Genomic DNA, 18,952 nt, shown 5'->3' with positions numbered 1-18,952 from the left:
TCAACCCTTTCCTACGGCGATGGCAAGAATCGCTTTGACATCTTCATCGTCCCATTTTCCATCACCATTCATATCAAGCGCGTGCAATTGCTCAGGCGTAAGTGTAATCTTGCCTTTCATGTATTTAGTTAACAAAAGTGCATCAGCTGCAGTCACTTTACCGTCGCCATCTGCATCTCCCTTAACAAACGCTGTATACTGTGCAGTATACGTTACATCCGTTATCACTATAGAAGCAGCTAGTTCATGACTACTAAGCTTAGTGACTCCATCATCGCTGCTCCATCCTGCAAAATGGTATCCCTTAGCAGGCGTAACTGTCGGCACGTTTACTGGATGTTCCCCGATCCCTACCTGCTCGTTCGTGCCGTCGATTGTCCCATGCTCTCCTGGTAAGTAGCTAACCGTTAAGATCTTCGGGGTAGTGTCACTAATTGTAACTACCATCTTCTGTATAGTCCCTGTACTAAAGATGAATTTCAGGTCTATTGTCCCTTCTGCTTGTTTAGCCAGATACTCTTTACTGATCGTCACAGTCCCGGTAACAACCTCATAATCGGTGTCCAGTACAAGCTTCTCAGCCCCATTCTCAATTCCAGTTAATACATTTCCATTTAAAAGGACTTCTGTTTCGAGATCCTTGTAATCCGCAGAAGAACTGTTTTTATCAAAAGATCCAGTTGTAGGATTGATCGTGCTGTTCATAACTGGTTTTCTCAAAATAAGTCCATCCAAACCTACCACTACATCCTCGCTTCCGCTTGAGACTCTGCCACGCAGGTCAACTTTTGTACCGCTCATTTGCTTAGTCCAAGTGATACCATCTGGTGAAGTAAGTATGACTCCAGAGTTCCCAGTAACTTTAAATCCATTTACGTCATAATGAATACCTTGAAGCACAGTATTTACTGTACTCGTTACAGTACTCCAATTTTCCCCATTGGTAGAAGTGATGATTTTTCCACTTGGTCCAACGGCAACAAACATATCGTTACCGTATGCGATATCATAGATATACCTTGATGAGTCATTCGGTTGTTCCTTCCATGTGACTCCATCAGGTGATGTCACAACTGTACTCCCGCCTACCGCAACATATAAACCATTTCCATAACTAATGTCAGTAAGCGGAACTGACACTCCACTTGTTCGGCTCGTCCAAGTTTCACCATCCGGTGAAGTCATTATTTTGCCAAAAGCCCCTACAGTCACATATTGTTGGTCACCATATACGCTATCCAAGAGTGTTCCTTCATCTAATAATTGTTCTGTCCAAGATACACCGTTAGATGAGGTCATAATAAGTCCAGTATTTGAGAGTCCGGAAAGTTCTTTATACCCTACGGCTATGAATTTGCCGTTACCATAGCTAACACTACTAATATAATCTCGTTTATACGGGAAAACTGCCTTTTTTCGGTTCACCCAGTTTTGTCCATCTTCAGATGTGTAAATTACGCCTATCATACTCGTTGATCCTATCATTTCATAACCAGCTGCAACAAACATGCCATTGCCATAAGTCAGACTTTCAAGACCTGCAGCCGTTCCCCTCAACTGATCTGTCCATAGGATTCCATCGTTAGATGTTAATATCACACCACTGTAACCAACAGCAAAAATGAGACCATCCTTAACAAAAACACCATTAAGATCTTTTATAGTGCCTGTAGTTTGAACCGTCCAGTTCGTTCCGTTAACAGAGGTCACAATAGTTCCGCCTCCACCTACTGCCACATATAAGTTATTAACGTTGTCATAAGTTACTGTATTGAATGTGACAGAACTATTACTTATTGCAGTAGTCCAACTATTCCCATCACTGGATGTAACAATCAATCCACCTTGACCAACAGCTACAAATTTGTTATTACCATAAGTTACTCCATTAAACATATAGGTATTGTTGACTGTTGACGTGCTCCAAGTAGTTCCGTCAGAAGATTGAATCACAGATCCTCTTTGTCCCACACCAACGAATTTATTTTTGCCGTAAGTAACACCCATATGATATGTACTTGTTACTGGCTGCCCTGTCCAGGTTATCCCGTCTGTGGATGTCATAACATTTCCAAGAGCCCCTACTGCTACAAATTTCCCGTTGGCAAATACAACGCTAGTTATAGCGTAAGAGGTAATATTTTGTCTCTGGACTTTCCACTGAGTTTCGCCATCTACTAGGGTTACTATTAAACCACTTGATCCAACTGCGACAAATCTACCATTACCGTAGGTGATACTTGCCAGGTTAGAATTCACTGCCTGTGGATGGTCCGAGACTATCCAATTCTTACTGTCAGTAGAAGTGATAATTACTTGATTTCGTCCCACAGCGACAAATTGGTTGTTGCCATAAGCTACATCACTAATCGAATTAGCCGTTGGAAATGGGCTCACCTGTTCCCATTCTCCAGAAACAGCTTGCGCAGAATTTTGCGTTATGAAAGCTACCGTTATCAGGAATACCAGTACAATTACTAGTCCCCGTTTGAAAGATGCCATCTTCTTACCCCCTATGCCTATATTCTTCTCAATATTGGATTGTAAAAAATCTTGCCCCAGCATCGCAATCTGGGATCTTTTTAGTTAAGTTCCCTTTCAAACCATGTTCCTCCTCATATACATTTCAATTTTTAACTTCACGTAGAGTATAACAAACGATTCTGAACCGATTCTGAACATGTGTTGTTCTTTCTCCAGCCAAGAACATCAAAAAACGCCATGCAATTCATAATCATGGCGCTTAATCAATCTTTAAATTTTTCTAAGGATCGGACGTATAATTCCCATCTTCTATTCAGATTCCTTTAGTAGCCAACTAACCCTAAATGTTCACATGAAGGCAAGCACAAATTTCAAAAAAATAAATTAACTGACGTCCACTATTTTTAACAAAGGGAGGACATAACACACGCTTCAGTAACTGGGAAATAACGATTAGAGGAGATTTGCCGAGAAGATCGGTGAAAGCTGAAGTTTGAGGAATAGAACTTGGAGATGCTGGCTAATGTTTCCCTTACTTCGATCGTTGGATGCCATAGAGTGCACAGGCATGATCCCAGTTTACTTGTTCAGTAAAACGTACTTCCAAGAAGTATTCCAGCTGCCACTGCTGCATAGCTGTAAAAACGTTGCTAGTTCAAAACTCCCTACATAGTCGCTTCCATTCCTGCCATGCCATCAAATATTCAGGCAGATCGTCTGGATGATGTTTGTTACTCAGCCCAATTCGGCAATATAGATGAACCAGAGCTTCCTCGATCAACCTGTATTTATCCATATCTACATGTTCTAACAGTTCGAACGTAGCAAATAAGGTTTCGGTGTTGATATCATCCGGCGAAGAGCTAAAAGCATACAAGAAATCATAGAGGATAGGCCCGACCATTGGAGAAGGGTCAATAACGCCGATGAGTTTATTTTGATCGTATACAAAATTATGAACCCCCGTATCGCCATGCAAAAGAAACTTTTCCTCTTCCTCATGAAAGAGACGATCCACTTTGGATTGAACCAGATTATAATCATCTGTCGTTAACATACTTCCGATATTCATCTTTGCTTCCTGAATACTAATCTGATTGAATTCTTTCCATGTCCTCTGCGGGAACTCCATTCTGCCCCATGATTTCGTATCTGTAGAACGCACATATGTATTGAATAACTCCTTCACCAGACGTGTTAACCAGTCTCTCTTCAGCCCCCGGTTGAAATGGGTTGTGCCTTGGATATAGGAGTAAATTAGATAAGTGTTGTCCCGATCAGTCAACAAAACTTCAGGCAATAACGAAGAATTCTTATACGTATCAAAAAATTGCTGGGCAATATGAATCTGTTCAGGTTCATCCGATTTTAAAATATAGTGCTTATTCAGACTTGTACTCAACCGATAAACACGTCCAGCGGTTGTACCTGACAAACGTTGAAGTTCACATATTTCTTCATTGATATGATGCATCTTGAATAAGTTATTGATCTCATCTATCGTTGGATTGATTAACATAAAGTTCTCCTCAACACGCTGAATTATATTTCAAAATGAGCTTATTCTTCTTGACTGACACTAAAAATATTTTCCGGATTCCCTTCCATGAATGATCCATTGTACGGCATCCCAAATATCCTCTGCGATATAATCAGGTTCGGTCTCCGTCCATTTGTCTCTGAATTTAGTTAATGAAGATTCCCCCCACCCTGTTCTCACCATGATCTTGGTCGCTCCTACGGCATGGGCAACAAGCATGTCTGTATCTCCCACATCACCAATGACTATACATTTGGATAAATCCAGACCATGTTCTTCGGAAGCTTGCAGTAACATTCCGGGTTTCGGCTTTCGGCAACTGCATTCTTGCTCATGTGGACATATATAGGAGTGATCGAATCCATCCTCGCGAAATTGCTCTTCAAACTCCTGAACACTTGCTTCTCCACGTGAGATTCGATATTGATTCGTAAACGCCAGTACCCTAATTCCTTCTCGTTTCAAACACATAATGGCTTCTTGAGCATTGGGGTATAATCTGAAATCTCTCGGATGAATAAAATGACCTGTACCACCGATGGTTCCATCTCTGTCTATAAAAACAGCTTGTACACTCCCATTTGCTTTCATCATGGTCTGTTCCTTTCTCAGAGAAATTTTCAGTCGTGTCGTTCATCTATACTTTCTCATCGATAATGTGCTTGCGATCATCTTGCTGCTTATGGTGTTGCTGTTTTTTGATTTCAGTTTTAAGATAGTGTACTTCTTTAATTAATGCGTCCAACTTGTTTGATGTTTTGGATGAATCTACGGCATACCGTATGATTGCCGCAAAGATAAGAACTACAATAATACTTATAATTGAGATCACTATAGCCCAGATAAATTCGAAAATGGTGCTCAACTCCTTGATGTCAAAATAATAAGTTGTAAAACTCTTCTGAAAACCAAAACCATATAACTCCCAGAAGCACCATAATAGCGCCTAGGACTTTTAATATTATTTCGATATGTCTAGGAATATCACTATGAGGTGGGTTATCTTCGAACTCGTGATTCGGTTTAATTTCTCGATATCTCATCAGAACAAATAGCTTGTATAAGAGGTCAGGAAAGAAGTAAAACGCAATGCCCACGACAAATACGGGAATTGATAAATAACCAAAGGTACTGGTATTCCATTCTATCTCTATACCCTCCATCCTCCTTTTGGGCTCTCTCTCATTCTTCCTCCACAAGAATGTCAGCACAACGAACAATTAGCTCAGGCATATTCTCTCCATCAAAAAGAACATGAAGCTCATATCCGTTATCGATCCGGTACAGCTCCTGATACAACCAGTAAGTGCCTACAATTCCACCGTCTTGCTTGATGATTTCTGGTGCAACCAGCGTAAGTTTGTTTATATCGGTGAAGCCTCCACGAGTATCAAAACGAATGACTACTTCATCCATCGTCAGTAGTTCAGTCAATGTACAATCATGAAATTGAACCCGGTTACGAATTTCATCGGGAATACCCTGCGCTATAATAACTTCCCGGTATTCATTCGATACGCGCTCCATCTCTCTCCTATTTTCTGCACTCAGTTTCTTTAGCTGTAACATAACTTCTCTCGTACAATAACCCAACGTAAACACACGGATATCCGCAATTTGCTCAACGATTTCCTTTGGCAAATTCTCTGCCTTATATCGAAAATTCCATTCCATTGACTCTTTGTACTCTTCCTTGCATTTCTTCTCGTCAAACGGAGGGCGTACATCATATTCTGCAATGAGTTTCTCGATATGCGCTCTTTGTTCCGGCGGCATGCGAAATACCATCTGATCCTCTTCCGTTATCTCTTCCCCGCTAAAAGCTGTCTCTACACGAGTCATGACCTGACCATCATGCTCAAGCATGAAACGCGGGTCCATATTATATAGTTCTCGCTCCTGCTTCACATGCGCTTTTTCCTTTCGTTTATATAGCCTTAAAAATAGATTCTCATCGAACTCATACGCTCTGCTATGTACTCTTATACCAAAATGAAGATGTGTCTGCTGACAGCGCTCATACCATTCTTTCGTTAAATATCTCATATGCACCTCTCCTGCTGATTTTAGAATCTACTTTGCGATTGAAGCGTAAAGCTTTTTAATTTGTGACGAGAATTGAGCTGCACCTGGAATATGTGTGCGTTTAAAATAAGCTGTTAATTGTTTAGGATGGTTTTTGACCATATCATATTCAATGATTGTGTTAGCGATAACAGATCTCGTAAAACCTAATACCTCGACCACTTCAGATCGATCTCCTGCTTCAAGCTCCTCGCCTTCTGAAAATTCTCCATCTGGATCATCTTCCAATTGTTCACTGAATGTTAAGCGAGCCAGAACATAGGACATGATGTGATCCTTGTCTACGTCCAGCTGCTCCATGATCCACTGTATACACTCTTCTTCGGTTGGAGCCGAAACACCGAAACCCTCTAGTACATATTTCCGTTCTTTAAATGAGTCCATCAGCAACGATGCTTCAAAACTGGCATGCTCGACAAATTGGGCCTGAGGTTTAAGCTGAATAATCTCAGCTGTTACATGTGTATACCAATCACTCGTTAGAAATTGCTCTATGGTTTGCATCGCTACGCCTCCCCTATCTTCAGCCTTAACAATTCTTTATACTCAACAGACGCACGGGTCTACGCCAAGGTTTGAAAAAATCTGTGTTTTATTTCTTTGTCGTTTCGCGCCGCCCATTCATGCACAGCTTCTACCCCTGCGGACTCCTGGCCTCTTTGAAAATAAAAACATAGATCCATCGGCACCAACCGTTTACCATAGAGTTTGATGCCAATCCGTCTGTAATTCACATAAATACACTCAATCTGAGATGCATCATATCTCTGATGTTTCGTAGAAATCACATGATCGCTTGCCAGCGTAATACTGGGTTTAGTGAAAAATAACCGCCAGATCAGGAAAACGATATAAACCAGAATATAGGTCAATAGAGCGATCAGGGAGTACTTCCAAATCCCATTTTTATCGTAAATACCATCCCTGAGGAGTATTGCTTCAATGACCAACATACATAGTAGGCTCAACCATGCTCTTGGATAAATCGTCTTGTATGTGATGAGTTCCACCTCCTAATCATTCTCTCCATGAATTCGAAGCCACTTGGAAGGGGCTTTTCTGGCAAAATGCTTTTCAACAAAATCCAAAATGTCATCAATTCCGGGTAATGCCGCATTTTCCTTGGCTTCGTCAAACGTCATCCATTGGTACTCGGTATGTTCATGATTTAACCGGACAGGCTGGCTTTCATCCACATACCCTACAAATACGGGCGCGGTATAGATATACTCATCCTTGGGTGAGTAAAATTGTTCAAATTGATTGGCAGAATACAACCGGACTTTCGTAATGCCTGTTTCCTCGTGAACTTCTCTGAGTGCAGCTTCCCATGCCTTCTCGCCCTGCTCTATCCCGCCACCAACATAACACCACTCATTATGCAACATACGACCAGCCCGCTTCAGCATCAGTACACGGTATTGATCCTGGCTCTTCTTCAACAGAACTACAGCCACGCCTTCGCAACGAAAGAGCACTGCCTGTTTCGTGTGCTCCTCACCATTCATATTCCCGACCCCTTCTCTTCGGAATCAAAGTCTTCCAGAACCTTAAACTTATCCCCGTGGATTTTATCCAGATGCTCCTCTCCCCAATAACACAGATGGTCAAGCGCAGGCTTGAGTCCCCAGCCGTAGTCCGTTAACTCATACTCCACTTTGGGTGGAACCTCCGAATATACCTTGCGCTGCACAATCTCGTCCTTTTCCAGACCTCTGAGCTGTGTTGTCAGCATCTTCTGCGTAATGTCGGGTATCAATCGTCGAAGCTCTGACGTGCGTTTCCGTCCAGTCATCAAGTGATAGATAATCAAAGGCTTCCACTTCCCACCCATCACTTCCAAGGCCGCTTCCACGCCTACTCTATATTTCTTTGGAGCACTTGTTTCTCCATGTTCCGTCATTATTGAACCCCTCCATATCCAGTTGTATCCCAGATGAAAATATAATCTTTTTGCTGTTCTTTTTTCTATTATTAAGCTCATTTCGAGGCATCCATGTAGGGTACTTCAATGTTCCTATGGCACTTTATTCTTCTTATAGAACATCAAAGTGCGTACTTCCAGATGTTCTCATACCTGTTTATAATAGCATCAGCCATTGATTTATGGCTACAAGACCGCAATCCAGAAAGGTAGTGAAAGATAAGATGAACGTACTCGTTGTAGTATCCCACCCGCGTAAAGATTCGTTGACCTTCCAGGTAGCTGAACGTTTTGCAAAAGGGCTTTCCGAGGCTGGTCACGGTTATGAAATATTGGATTTGCATGGAATTGGATTCGACCCGATTCTTCGTGAAAAGGATGAACCCGACTATACCCAAGAGAATCAAGTGTTCTCACCTGAGGTTGTAACCGAGATGGAGCGTTTGAAGAAGCACGATGCTGTGGCTTTTGTGTTTCCCCTCTGGTGGTGGCATCTACCAGCCATGTTGAAAGGTTATGTGGATCGTGTCATGAACAACGGGTTTGCATATGGAAAGAACAAACTTCCTCATCAGCAAATATTGTGGATCTCTCTTTCGGGTGTGACGGAAGAACAGATGCATAAGCGCAACTATGGTGAATCAATTGCCAATCTGCTCAATGTGGGTATTGCCGATTACTGCGGCGTGTCCCGATCCAGGGTTGAGTTTTTATATGAAACGTTGGAATCCAAGCCTGAGCATTATGAGGCATTACTGAACCATGCACATAACCTGGGACTGAATTATGCCAACGATCCTTCGACGCTATAAAGATATTATAGTGCTACATTGATATGACACCTGACGTCCCAATTCCGCTTGAACACAGCAAAAAGGTCGCTCCAAAGAGCGACCCTGTCTGTGTGTCTTGCATTATTTTACGGTCGAGAGAAGAAACTTCTCCAACATACTAGTATTGGTGATGCTATGGTTACAAGCTGTGTTATCCATGCATACGTACTGGGCCACGGAAGAAATGTTGTCCGGCGTATAACTCTTGGTCTTCACGTTGAAGAATCCGAGCTCCTGATGGCGATGACAGAACATACAATACCCTTTCTTGTTCGTGGCTGTAAGCCGTCCCTCAATTCCGAGGAATCTGCCTTCATGCGGATACACGATGAACAAGCGATCGGTAGCAATGTCGGTCCATCTCAGATAAGTTGTACGTGCGTAATCGATGGATTCCAGATCCGGCACTTTGAGCTTCTTTACCTTGGGAAACAGCTTCTGAATTTGCTTCGCGGATACTTGCGGAAATGGAATCAGATATGCTTCCAGCTGGTTCAGATAGGTCTGCAACTCATGTGTCTTCTCATACGTGGATAACTGCTCCAGCAGTTGCTTTTGTTCCGGCGTCAGATCATTGAAGATGCCAACGGCATTCGTGCTGACGGTATAACGGACCGTATCCAATACCTTGGGGTCCACGACCGAGCACAGCGTTTTGAGCAGGAAATCAGCTTGTTTATGAATGTAATTAAATTGATGATTGTGAATAAATGGTGTTTGCATGGCTTTCAGCCCCTTATATTTATTAGGAAAATAAAGTAAGGTGCAAAGCCTGCGGGTTGAACCATGTTAATGTTGATTCCAGGGCAAACGATCTCATTTTTGTCGCGCCCTACACAAAGTCCGCCCCTATTCAGGCTTTGCGTAAGGCTTTCTAGCGAACGAGCAATCCGGCATCATCCCTATTGCCACGTCATAACCCCCAATACGATAGATATATCGGAATTATAACAGGGTAGCATAGCGTAGGCAACGGGCTTCGTTTTAGTTTTCAATTCAAAAATAGCTTTGTTCTACATTTATAAATGATAAAGTCTAAAGTTCTCTAGATCTATATTGAATTTACCTTCTTTAAGTATATCTAGTCCTAATAAACCGTTAATATTATGATATTTAAATGAAGTAAAATCTATCGGTATATCCTTTAAAACAAAATCTCCCACCTGTATTCCCTCGATCCGCTTGCTAAAAGCATGTTCCTTACCGCCAATTCCGTAGCTTGTTATGATCTCATCCTCTATCCCAACTTGAATGCCAATATCGTCTACTTCACCCTGAGAAATCAAGGTATGACTTGCTCCCGTATCAATAACTATGTTATTGATCCTTTTTCTCTTTCCATTAAAAAGAATTGTAAGTTCAGTAAATAACAGTCCCTCTCTATATTCAATGTTCATTTATAATTTTCTCCTTAAACCTACATTCTTCCGTACCTTAACAATGACTTGATCTTTGGAAGTATGATAGACTAAGGTCTTATCCCGGCTATTTAGTAATTCTTGGGTTGCTTTTTCATCGCTTACAGGACCGATCACAGCTACCTCATCTATAACTTCTTGATTCTCTGTCTCTTCAGAATGAAGGATTTCAAACTTCACAAATTGATTCGGGAAAATCTGTTGGACCTCTTGCCATTTCATAGTCATACCTCCTATCGTTTAATGATATTATACCACTTAGTAAACACGCACCAATCATTGAAGTTTCATCTGTCCTTTAGTCATTATTGAAAAATAGAATAATATCCAATTCAATGTAGATAGAGAACACAAAAAGAAGCCACCTCCCTGGCCTTCCCCAGTTCAGTGACTCCTATTTCGCAGCCCTATTCTAACCCTTACATTTAACTACTCCTTAACAGCACCGACCACAATCCCCGTTACAAAATAACGTTGCAGGAACGGATACACTAACAAGATCGGCAGTGCGCTGATAAAGATCTGCGAAGCCCGAATGGTCCGTTGGGACAGGTTCTTCACCGCTTCTGGATCAAGCTTCGACATATCGGCCTGCACGATGATCGTCTGCATGAATGTTGCCAGTGGCAGCTTTTCCGCATCACGGATGTAGATAATCCCGTCAAAGTATGCGTTCCAATGCCCCACCATCATGAAGAGCGAAACCGTTGCAATAACAGGTACGGAGACCGGCAGATAGATTTTGATAAACGTCTGTAAATGTCCTGCCCCATCAATAAATGCAGCTTCCTCCAGATCCTTCGGAACGGTACGGAAGAAATTCAGCAATAGAATAATGTTGAACACCGCAACCAATCCCGGCAGGATCAAGGCCAGCAATGTGTTCATCAGACCCAGCTTCAGAATCAGGATATACCCCGGAATGAGGCCACCGCTGAACAGCATCGTGATGACAAAATACCACAGATAGATGTTACGTGCGCGGAACACCCGCGTCTCCTTGGACAGCGCATAGGCTGCAAGTGTATTGACGATTAACGCAAGCCCTGTACCGAGTACGGTCCGCTCCACGGATACCCATAAGGAGGAGAGGAAGTTCGTATTGGCAAATGTCTTGGCATATGCCTCCAATGTAAATCCAATCGGCCAGAACGTGACGAGACCAGCATTCGCAGGTGCAGATGCGCTAAGAGATACCATGAGCAAGTGATACAAAGGCAGCAAGCAGAGCAGTGAAAGCAGGGTCAGTAACACATTGTTGAATATGCTAAATATGCGGTAAGGCATCGTTTTATGATACATTCGTTCGTCCTCCTCTCTAGAAAATGCGGTATCCGGCGAATCGGTAAGCCAGTCGGTACGAGATCACAATCAGGATCAGGCTGATGACCGATTTGAACAGATTCACAGCGGTAGCGAAACTGAACTGCCCACTAAGCAGACCTTCTCTATACACAAACGTATCGATAATATCACCTTGTTGGTAAATCAACGGACTATATAAGTTAAAGATCTGGTCAAAGTTGGCGTTAAGCACATTTCCCAGTGCCAAGGTTGCAATGACGATCCCAATCGGAATAAGTGCCGGGATGGTAATATACATCGTTTGCTTCCAGCGTCCTGCCCCATCCACTTCAGCTGCTTCATAAAGTGCCGGGTTAATGCCGGACAATGCCGCAAGGAAGATGATGGTGTTGAAACCAAACTCTTTCCAGACATCACTCGCGATAATCGTGAATCGGAACCAGCTGCCATCCCCCAGGAAGAAGATCGGCTTGATTCCGAATACGGATACCAGGAACTGATTGACAATACCCGTCTGGGCCAGAATGTCGATCAGGATACCGGATAACGTTACCCAAGACAGAAAGTGTGGTAGATACACGAGCGTTTGAATCGTTCTTTTCAGCGCCATCTTCCGTACCTCGTTGAGCAATAAGGCGAAGACAAACGGAATGATCAGATTCATGACAATCTTCGTACAGGCAAAAAATAGCGTGTTCCACGTAATTTGCAGGAAGTAATCATTTTCCCACATGTACCTGAAGTGCTTTAGTCCTACCCATTCGGAATTGAAAAATCCCAAGGCAGGTTTATAATCCTGAAATGCCATCAAAATCCCGGACATCGGAATGTATGAAAATATAAAGACCATAATGGCCGCCGGCAACACCATGAAGTGCAGAATCCATGGCTGTTTATAGCGTTTTTTTCTCTTTTGTTCCAGCTTGTTCCCAACGTTTCCCTGCGGGACCCGCTTACCCTCCAATTTAGCCTCCATAGCACTGCTCCTGTTCCCAAAAAAAGTTTTTGTGTGTGATGGGGTTCTCTGATATAAATAGTATCAAGCCATACTGAGGTCTGCTATATAACATTGTTAGGCTTGATAGTATTTTGTTAGGAATCTATAAGTTGAACTAAAGATGGGTTCACACGGACACTCCGATGACAGAATAACCTTCCAATCGCTGTTATCCCCAGATTTTTCTGATCCCCTTTCTAAAGGGGAAAATCCGGTGATAAAGGCGAACGCTTCGCTTTTTCACGTTATTTCTGTCCTCTCCGTTACTGTGTAAATGAACGGTTTAACCTATATATCTGAACACGAATTAGAAGGAGACTTTGTATGTATATATGGAAGCGCTTCATGCCTTTTCAAAATAAAACCAGATCCCGATTCAGTCTATTTGCCAAAATAAACCTGTTAATTGTGGTCTTATTCATCCCCATTCTGATCATGTACACCTACTCCAACAACGTCACTTATGATGTCGTCAGCAAAGAATTACAGATCTCCAACACGAAACAGCTCACGTTCTTGTCCAGTCAGATCGACTCCCGTATCAATCAGATGATGGATTTCAGCCTGATTCTCTCCCGTGATCCGAATGTCAGAGCCTTCAACGGCCTCAACATGTGGGATGATCGATATGACCGGATGCAGACCCGTTATGTGATTCAGGAGAAGATGACGCTTCAGACGAGCGTTACCGATATATGGCCCACCCGATATGCGGTGCATTCACAGCAGAATAAGGATGTCATCGCGAACTACAACCGAACTACAGGATATGATGAGGCGTATTTAAAAAAAAATATGAGCGGACAATGGACCTATGGGGACCAAAGTGCCGAATCACAAGATGAGATGAAATCCTTCTACTGGTTCTATACCGATTCCTTGGCCCAACCCGGGATGCTCACCGGAAGTAATCTGGTGATTGAAGCCAGCTTCAGCTATGAGAACATTCAGAATATGCTGGATACGTATAAAGCAGGCGGACAAGGCGATCCTTTCTTATATCACAAAGGAAATGAACCCATTCTGAATCGCAGCGCGGACAAGCAATTATCCGCAGCACTTACTCAGTATCTGGATACACACTCGCCAGAGGATACTACACAGGACGTGGTCGAACTAAACGGTAAGAAATATCTGGTTAGCTCCGTGAAGTCCACCTATCTGGATTGGCATCTCGTTGATGTCATCCCGCTGTATCAGATTTTGAAACCCATCTCGCTCAGTCAGAATCTGTTCTACACCAGTATGATTTTGCTACTCGTAGTGGGCATCTCGGCTTCCATCCTGCTGTACCGAAATGTCCAGTATCCGATCAAACAGCTGATCAAAGGCTTACGCCGCGTAGAGCAGGGCGATTATTCTGTTCGACTGCATAGCAAAAACCAGAATGAATTCTCATTCCTGTTCCGCCGATTCAACGATATGTCCCATCAGATTCAGGATCTGATCGAGAATGTGTTTCATGAGAAGATTAGAGCCAGGGAAGCTACCCTGAAGCAATTACAAGCACAGATTAATCCGCATTTCCTATATAATTGTCTAGGCTATATCATCAACATGGCTCAGATGAAGGACGAGCAAGCGGTGGTCTCCATGGCGCATAACCTAAGTGCGTATTATCGCTATACCACCCGTATGGAAAAGGAGACATCGTCGCTTCAGGAAGAGATCAAGCTGCTGATCAACTATCTGGATATTCAGAAGCTGCGCAATGGTCGGATTGAATATCACATCGATATCCCTGAGAATATGCTTGCCCAATCGGTGCCGCGATTAATGCTTCAACCGATGGTTGAGAATTCCGTCATACACGGTGTAGCGAAATCTTACTCTTCCGGGGAAATCCGAATTACCGGGGAGCGCAAGAATGGTTTTGGCAGAATATACATCGACGACGATGGGCCAGGCTTAAGCTCGGAACAGTACGAAGCGCTGAACTTGAAGATGCAGGAACCGTTACAGGAAGAAATGGGCTGTGGCCTCTGGAATACGAATCAACGAATCATGCACACATTCGGAAGCCATTCCTACCTCCTATTCGGCCCATCCCCACTTGGCGGATTCCGAACCGAAATTATCTGGGAGATATCAAAAGAGGACACCGATTCCGATAAAGGTAATACCGAGACGAATTGATATGATACGAACGATAAGTTGACTATTTGATTTTGAACGAACCATTTACACGTGAACGCAGAGGACAGAAAAAAACTGAAGAAGCAAAGCGTTCGCCTTTATCCCCAGATTTTCACCTTTATAAAAGTGAATCAGAAAATCTGGGGGTAACAGCGATCGGAAGGTTATTCTGTCATCGGAGTGGCAAGTGTAAATATGCCTTAGTTCAACCACCAAGGGAGACATTATAATGCAAATGATGATCGTAGACGATGAAGCACACTGGGTCGATAACCTGTCCATGACCAAGCCATGGCACACACTGGGGATCGAACATGTGCATAAAGCATACTCGGCACACGAAGCGCTTCAAATGATTGACACCCACCCCATCGATATCGTGATCTCGGACATTCAGATGCCCGAAATGACAGGCATTGAACTAATCGAACGCATCCGCATCCGGGACAAAAAAATAAAATGCATCCTGTTATCCGGGTATTCCGAATTCGAGTACGCCAAAAAAGCCATCCAGTTCGAAGCCGTAGACTACCTGCTGAAGCCCCCGACTGACGATGAATTAATGGGTGCTGTGCAGAAGGCCATCGATCAATTGAACAATGAATGGGAACTGGTCAGTTCACTGACACGAACGCAGTTTACATTGCGAGAGAATCTCCCCCATTTGCGAGGACGACTGCTCCTTGGGGCGCTACAGGGACAACGAATCGCCGCTGCCGAATGGGAGCGGAAACTCGCCAATTATGATCTCCCTTTTCACACCGGGGATGCCGCATTAATGCTGGTTCGTTTGGAAGAAGAATTCGGACACTATAACAACAATGATCAGACCCTGATCGAATATGCGATCATCAATATGGCGGAAGAGATTATGGGTGAGTTTATGGAAGTGTGGGGCGTCAAGGAGGAGCATGGATATCTGGTGTTTCTTCTGCAAATGAAAGATCGCAAAGGTGATATTGGCAAAGAAACCATGCTGGAGAAGCTATCGATTCAGCTTCAATCCAAAGTAAAACAGTTTCTGAAAGGCTCCCTCTCCATCGTTATCACTGAGTGGTTCACCTTCCCGGAACAGATTTACGATCGCTTCCGTCAGGCTTCCGCCTATTTCCGGCAGATCGTCGGGGACGAACGCGAATTTGTCATGCGCGTTAGCGATGTCGAGACACCTGCGGCGCAAGGTCCACTCGACGTACTGTACACCCCGCCCACCTTCATTAGTCTGTTGGAAAGCGGACAGTGGGATGCTGCCGAAGAGAAAATCCTCGCAGTCTGTGCAGAGTTGGATGAGAAATGGTCGGAATCCTGGGAACATTGCATGGAGGCAGGTTTTCTTATTACCGCTTCGTTCACCAACATCGCCCACCGGAACAAGCTCACTCTGACCACTTTAATGGGCAATGATGTCGAAGATTTGCAAAGTGGCGAAGTTTTCGCTACCATCAGCAAACTGCGGAAATGGTCACTCAGCGTGCTCGGCAAACTCAAGGAAGGCACATCCAACGAGATCAAGGACATTCGTTCCGATTATGTGAAGAAGATTCAGGATTTTACAGATAAGAACCTGCATCTGGATGTCTCTTTACGGGTTTTGGCTGACCATGTCAATCTGCACCCGACCCATCTCTCCAAAATCTATAAGATCGAAACGGGCGAAGGTATCAGTGATTACATCTCGCGCCTGCGTATGGATCGGGCCTGTCACAAGCTCGTGACGACCACCAAAAAAGTGTATGAAATCAGCATGGAAATTGGTTATATGGACCCGGCTTATTTTATCAAAGTGTTCAAGCGTCAATTCGGCGTTACGCCGCAGGAATACAGAGACCAGCATAAATAACATGACTGAAAACCGAATTTTTTGAAATTCATTTGCACATTCACTAATAGAGTCCTATGGAAACTAACAAACTCATATAGATGCCCTCCCGCTCAAATTGGTACAGTTACATTGTAAAGATCATACACCGTAGGGGGATTGAACAATGATCAAATTCAAAACATGGTGGTCACTGCTCATGGTTATCGCGCTCATCACGATCACTGCGTGCGGCAGTGGCGAGACAGCCAGTGACAATGGTAGCGATAATACGCCGGGAAATGTCGGCTCAGCTGAAGCAGAAGCTGCTTTTGCCAAAGGAAAATATGACCCGCCGATCGAGTTCAGTTCGGTATTGATGCCGAAGAAATACGTGCAAGGAGATACCAAAGAAAATAACGTGCACGATCGCTGGATGCTCGAAACGCTGGGTATGAAGCATAAAGACACTTGGTATCCGGCCAATGATGATCAATACAGACAAAAGCTCCAACTGGCAATCGCCTCTGGCGAGAAGTTGCCTGATTTCGTCACTGTACCCACCAATGCGGTACTGACCAATCAACTGATCGACTCCGGTCAATTCATCGCGATCGATGAGTTGTTCGACAAGTACGCGAGTCAGACCCTGAAAGATCACGCAGCAGCACATCCTGAACTGTGGTATCCGTTCACCAAGGATGGCAAAAAGTACAACATGCCAATCATGGAGTACACCGATAACGACGATACACTGCTCTGGCTCCGCGAGGACTGGATGGAGAAGCTGAACCTGGAAGCTCCGAAAACCATCGCAGACCTTGAGAACATCATGGACAAATTCAAAAACGAGAACCCGGATGGTCTGTCTCCAGACAAAGTATTCCCGCTGGCAATCTCGCTGAAAAATAACACCAACACCTGGATGGGTCAGCTCGACTGGTTGTTCGGTGCATACGGCACAATCGAGGAGCAATGGAACAAAGACGCGAACGGCAACCTCGAGTACGGCTCCGTTAACCCGGGTGCCAAACAAGCCCTTGCCAAGCTGGCTGAATGGATGGATAAAGGTTATATCCACGCTGACTCCGCTCTGTGGGACGAAGGCAAATCCGCTGAAAGCTGGACAGCTGGCAAAGCAGGCATTCTGCCTGGCGCCAACTGGGTACCGGACTGGCCTGCACCTGACCTGCTGAAGAACGTACCTGGCTCGAAGTATAAAGCTTACCCTGTTCCAGCTGGCCCAGACGGCAAGATCGGTACGAAGTGGCAGAACTCTGGTGTCAACGCAAGTATCATGATTAACAAAGATGCGAAGCATCCAGAAGCCATCTTCCTGTATTACAACTACCTGCTGGATAACCTTGCGAACCCGAAAGCGGGCAGTGAGTATGAATACGGCTTCGCCAAAGGTTACGACTGGGATATCATTGACGGACAACCGACCAGTGACAAAGAGAAGATCAAAGACTTCTCCAACGAATTCCCTTTCCTGACCGGCCCAGCACGTATCCCGGATCTGTACATGAAAACACTCGTGAAGCTGGCCAACGGCGAGAAGCCTGAGACACCTTACGAGAAACAAATGGCCGAATTCCGTAAACCGGAAAACTGGTATGCTGGTAAAGTCGTTATGTCCCAGATCGACGTTCGTAAACAAAACTATTTCACTGGCGCTGCAACACCAACCATGGTATCCAAATGGAACTTGCTCCGCCAGTCCGAGATGGAAACATTCAACAAAATCATCTACGGCAATCTGCCAATTGATGCCTTTGACCAATTCGTCGCCAACTGGAAATCCAATGGCGGAGATCAGATCACGCAAGAAGTGAATGAATGGTTTAAATCGGTAAGTGCGAAGTAAGATTTGGATTTTGGAAAAGTAAAGCATTAAAAAACCAGCCGAAGCGGTAAGTTACACGCTTCGGCTGGTTTTTTGTTCAAAGATGCTATAATTATGGCCATTTGGTTTCTTACTCCTGTTGTCCCCATCGAATGACCTAGCAAGATAGTATGAGTTAAATACATAAAAGAGTTTTCTGCGAGTACATTTGTTTGGAACCATCTCACAGACAAAAAACTTGTTAGAATTGAAATTGAATAACATATTTCACACAATCTTGTTTCTTTCCATTTATATCGCTACTCTCTTAACCTAACTTCTACCTAGCTTGTAGTTGTAAGGCTCGTTGATACAAGCGATCTGCTTCTTCTCCTACCTTCCTTTTAGATAAGTTCTCTAAATCAATCCCCCAATTCTTATACACTGTCGGCTTGTCCGGTTTAATCTCAACTGCCTTTTGATATTTATCAAAGGCTTGTTGATACAGGGCGTCTGCTTCCTCACCTTCCTTCCTTCCAGCCAAATCCCCTAAATCAATCCCCCAATTATGATATGCGTCATGCTTATCTGGTTTGATTTCAACTGC

General features: G+C 43.8%; 18 protein-coding genes. 4 read left to right on the top strand and 14 right to left on the bottom strand.

Going from position 1 to position 18,952, the window contains the following annotated elements:
* The 8 genes from ACTHPG_RS03190 to ACTHPG_RS03155 form a co-directional block, all read right to left on the bottom strand.
* Positions 1 to 2,502 (bottom strand): X2-like carbohydrate binding domain-containing protein, encoded by a 2,502-nt coding sequence (locus ACTHPG_RS03190; protein ID WP_440387675.1) that lies wholly within the window; start codon positions 2,500 to 2,502, stop codon positions 1 to 3.
* Positions 2,503 to 3,139: 637 nt separating this feature from the next.
* Positions 3,140 to 4,003: an aminoglycoside phosphotransferase family protein gene (locus ACTHPG_RS03185; protein ID WP_440387674.1), complete on the bottom strand. Its 864-nt coding sequence runs from the start codon at positions 4,001 to 4,003 to the stop codon at positions 3,140 to 3,142.
* A gap of 60 nt (positions 4,004 to 4,063) precedes the next feature.
* Positions 4,064 to 4,618 (bottom strand): HAD-IIIA family hydrolase, encoded by a 555-nt coding sequence (locus tag ACTHPG_RS03180; protein WP_440387673.1) that lies wholly within the window; start codon positions 4,616 to 4,618, stop codon positions 4,064 to 4,066.
* Positions 4,619 to 5,206: 588 nt separating this feature from the next.
* The gene (locus ACTHPG_RS03175; protein WP_440387672.1) at positions 5,207 to 6,070 is read right to left on the bottom strand and encodes a DUF4085 family protein; all 864 of its coding nucleotides are present in this window, start codon (positions 6,068 to 6,070) and stop codon (positions 5,207 to 5,209) included.
* A 27-nt stretch (positions 6,071 to 6,097) separates the two neighbouring features.
* Positions 6,098 to 6,613, bottom strand: a complete 516-nt coding sequence (locus tag ACTHPG_RS03170; RefSeq protein ID WP_440387671.1) for a hypothetical protein — start codon at positions 6,611 to 6,613, stop codon at positions 6,098 to 6,100.
* A 59-nt stretch (positions 6,614 to 6,672) separates the two neighbouring features.
* Positions 6,673 to 7,119: a hypothetical protein gene (locus ACTHPG_RS03165; protein WP_440387669.1), complete on the bottom strand. Its 447-nt coding sequence runs from the start codon at positions 7,117 to 7,119 to the stop codon at positions 6,673 to 6,675.
* 3 nt (positions 7,120 to 7,122) lie between these two features.
* Entirely contained in the window at positions 7,123 to 7,617 is a 495-nt protein-coding gene (locus tag ACTHPG_RS03160; protein WP_440387668.1) for an NUDIX hydrolase, read from the bottom strand.
* Positions 7,614 to 8,012 (bottom strand): winged helix-turn-helix transcriptional regulator, encoded by a 399-nt coding sequence (locus ACTHPG_RS03155; RefSeq protein ID WP_440387666.1) that lies wholly within the window; start codon positions 8,010 to 8,012, stop codon positions 7,614 to 7,616. Before ACTHPG_RS03155 ends, ACTHPG_RS03160 begins: the two co-directional genes overlap by 4 nt.
* A gap of 245 nt (positions 8,013 to 8,257) precedes the next feature.
* On the opposite strand from ACTHPG_RS03155, the gene ACTHPG_RS03150 reads away from it, so the two are divergent.
* The gene (locus ACTHPG_RS03150) at positions 8,258 to 8,845 is read left to right on the top strand and encodes an NAD(P)H oxidoreductase (RefSeq protein WP_440390113.1); all 588 of its coding nucleotides are present in this window, start codon (positions 8,258 to 8,260) and stop codon (positions 8,843 to 8,845) included.
* 102 nt (positions 8,846 to 8,947) lie between these two features.
* On the opposite strand, the gene ACTHPG_RS03145 is transcribed toward ACTHPG_RS03150, so the two are convergent.
* The 5 genes from ACTHPG_RS03145 to ACTHPG_RS03125 form a co-directional block, all read right to left on the bottom strand.
* Complete coding sequence (locus ACTHPG_RS03145; RefSeq protein ID WP_440387664.1) at positions 8,948 to 9,589, bottom strand: FusB/FusC family EF-G-binding protein; 642 nt, start codon at positions 9,587 to 9,589, stop codon at positions 8,948 to 8,950.
* Positions 9,590 to 9,885: 296 nt separating this feature from the next.
* On the bottom strand, positions 9,886 to 10,263 hold the full coding sequence (locus ACTHPG_RS03140; protein ID WP_440387663.1) for a retropepsin-like aspartic protease: 378 nt from the start codon (positions 10,261 to 10,263) through the stop codon (positions 9,886 to 9,888).
* Positions 10,264 to 10,506 (bottom strand): hypothetical protein, encoded by a 243-nt coding sequence (locus ACTHPG_RS03135; protein WP_440387661.1) that lies wholly within the window; start codon positions 10,504 to 10,506, stop codon positions 10,264 to 10,266.
* A gap of 207 nt (positions 10,507 to 10,713) precedes the next feature.
* On the bottom strand, positions 10,714 to 11,586 hold the full coding sequence (locus tag ACTHPG_RS03130; RefSeq protein WP_253432288.1) for a carbohydrate ABC transporter permease: 873 nt from the start codon (positions 11,584 to 11,586) through the stop codon (positions 10,714 to 10,716).
* Between the two features lie 16 nt (positions 11,587 to 11,602).
* Positions 11,603 to 12,460, bottom strand: a complete 858-nt coding sequence (locus ACTHPG_RS03125) for an ABC transporter permease (RefSeq protein ID WP_179086446.1) — start codon at positions 12,458 to 12,460, stop codon at positions 11,603 to 11,605.
* Positions 12,461 to 12,910: 450 nt separating this feature from the next.
* Here ACTHPG_RS03125 and ACTHPG_RS03120 point away from each other — a divergent pair, with 450 nt between their 5' ends.
* The 3 genes from ACTHPG_RS03120 to ACTHPG_RS03110 all read left to right on the top strand — a co-directional run bounded on the left by ACTHPG_RS03120 (position 12,911) and on the right by ACTHPG_RS03110 (position 18,387).
* The gene (locus tag ACTHPG_RS03120) at positions 12,911 to 14,722 is read left to right on the top strand and encodes a sensor histidine kinase (RefSeq protein WP_440387659.1); all 1,812 of its coding nucleotides are present in this window, start codon (positions 12,911 to 12,913) and stop codon (positions 14,720 to 14,722) included.
* A 229-nt stretch (positions 14,723 to 14,951) separates the two neighbouring features.
* Positions 14,952 to 16,562, top strand: a complete 1,611-nt coding sequence (locus tag ACTHPG_RS03115) for a response regulator transcription factor (protein WP_440387657.1) — start codon at positions 14,952 to 14,954, stop codon at positions 16,560 to 16,562.
* 145 nt (positions 16,563 to 16,707) lie between these two features.
* Complete coding sequence (locus tag ACTHPG_RS03110; RefSeq protein ID WP_440387656.1) at positions 16,708 to 18,387, top strand: ABC transporter substrate-binding protein; 1,680 nt, start codon at positions 16,708 to 16,710, stop codon at positions 18,385 to 18,387.
* Between the two features lie 298 nt (positions 18,388 to 18,685).
* Here ACTHPG_RS03110 and ACTHPG_RS03105 read toward each other — a convergent pair.
* On the bottom strand, positions 18,686 to 18,952 hold a 267-nt coding region (locus ACTHPG_RS03105), incomplete at its 5' end, for a hypothetical protein (RefSeq protein WP_440387655.1).

It is taken from the genome of Paenibacillus sp. SAF-068 (genome assembly GCF_051967555.1).
Classification (GTDB): domain Bacteria; phylum Bacillota; class Bacilli; order Paenibacillales; family Paenibacillaceae; genus Paenibacillus.
This window is presented reverse-complemented; position numbering and strand designations above follow the sequence as displayed.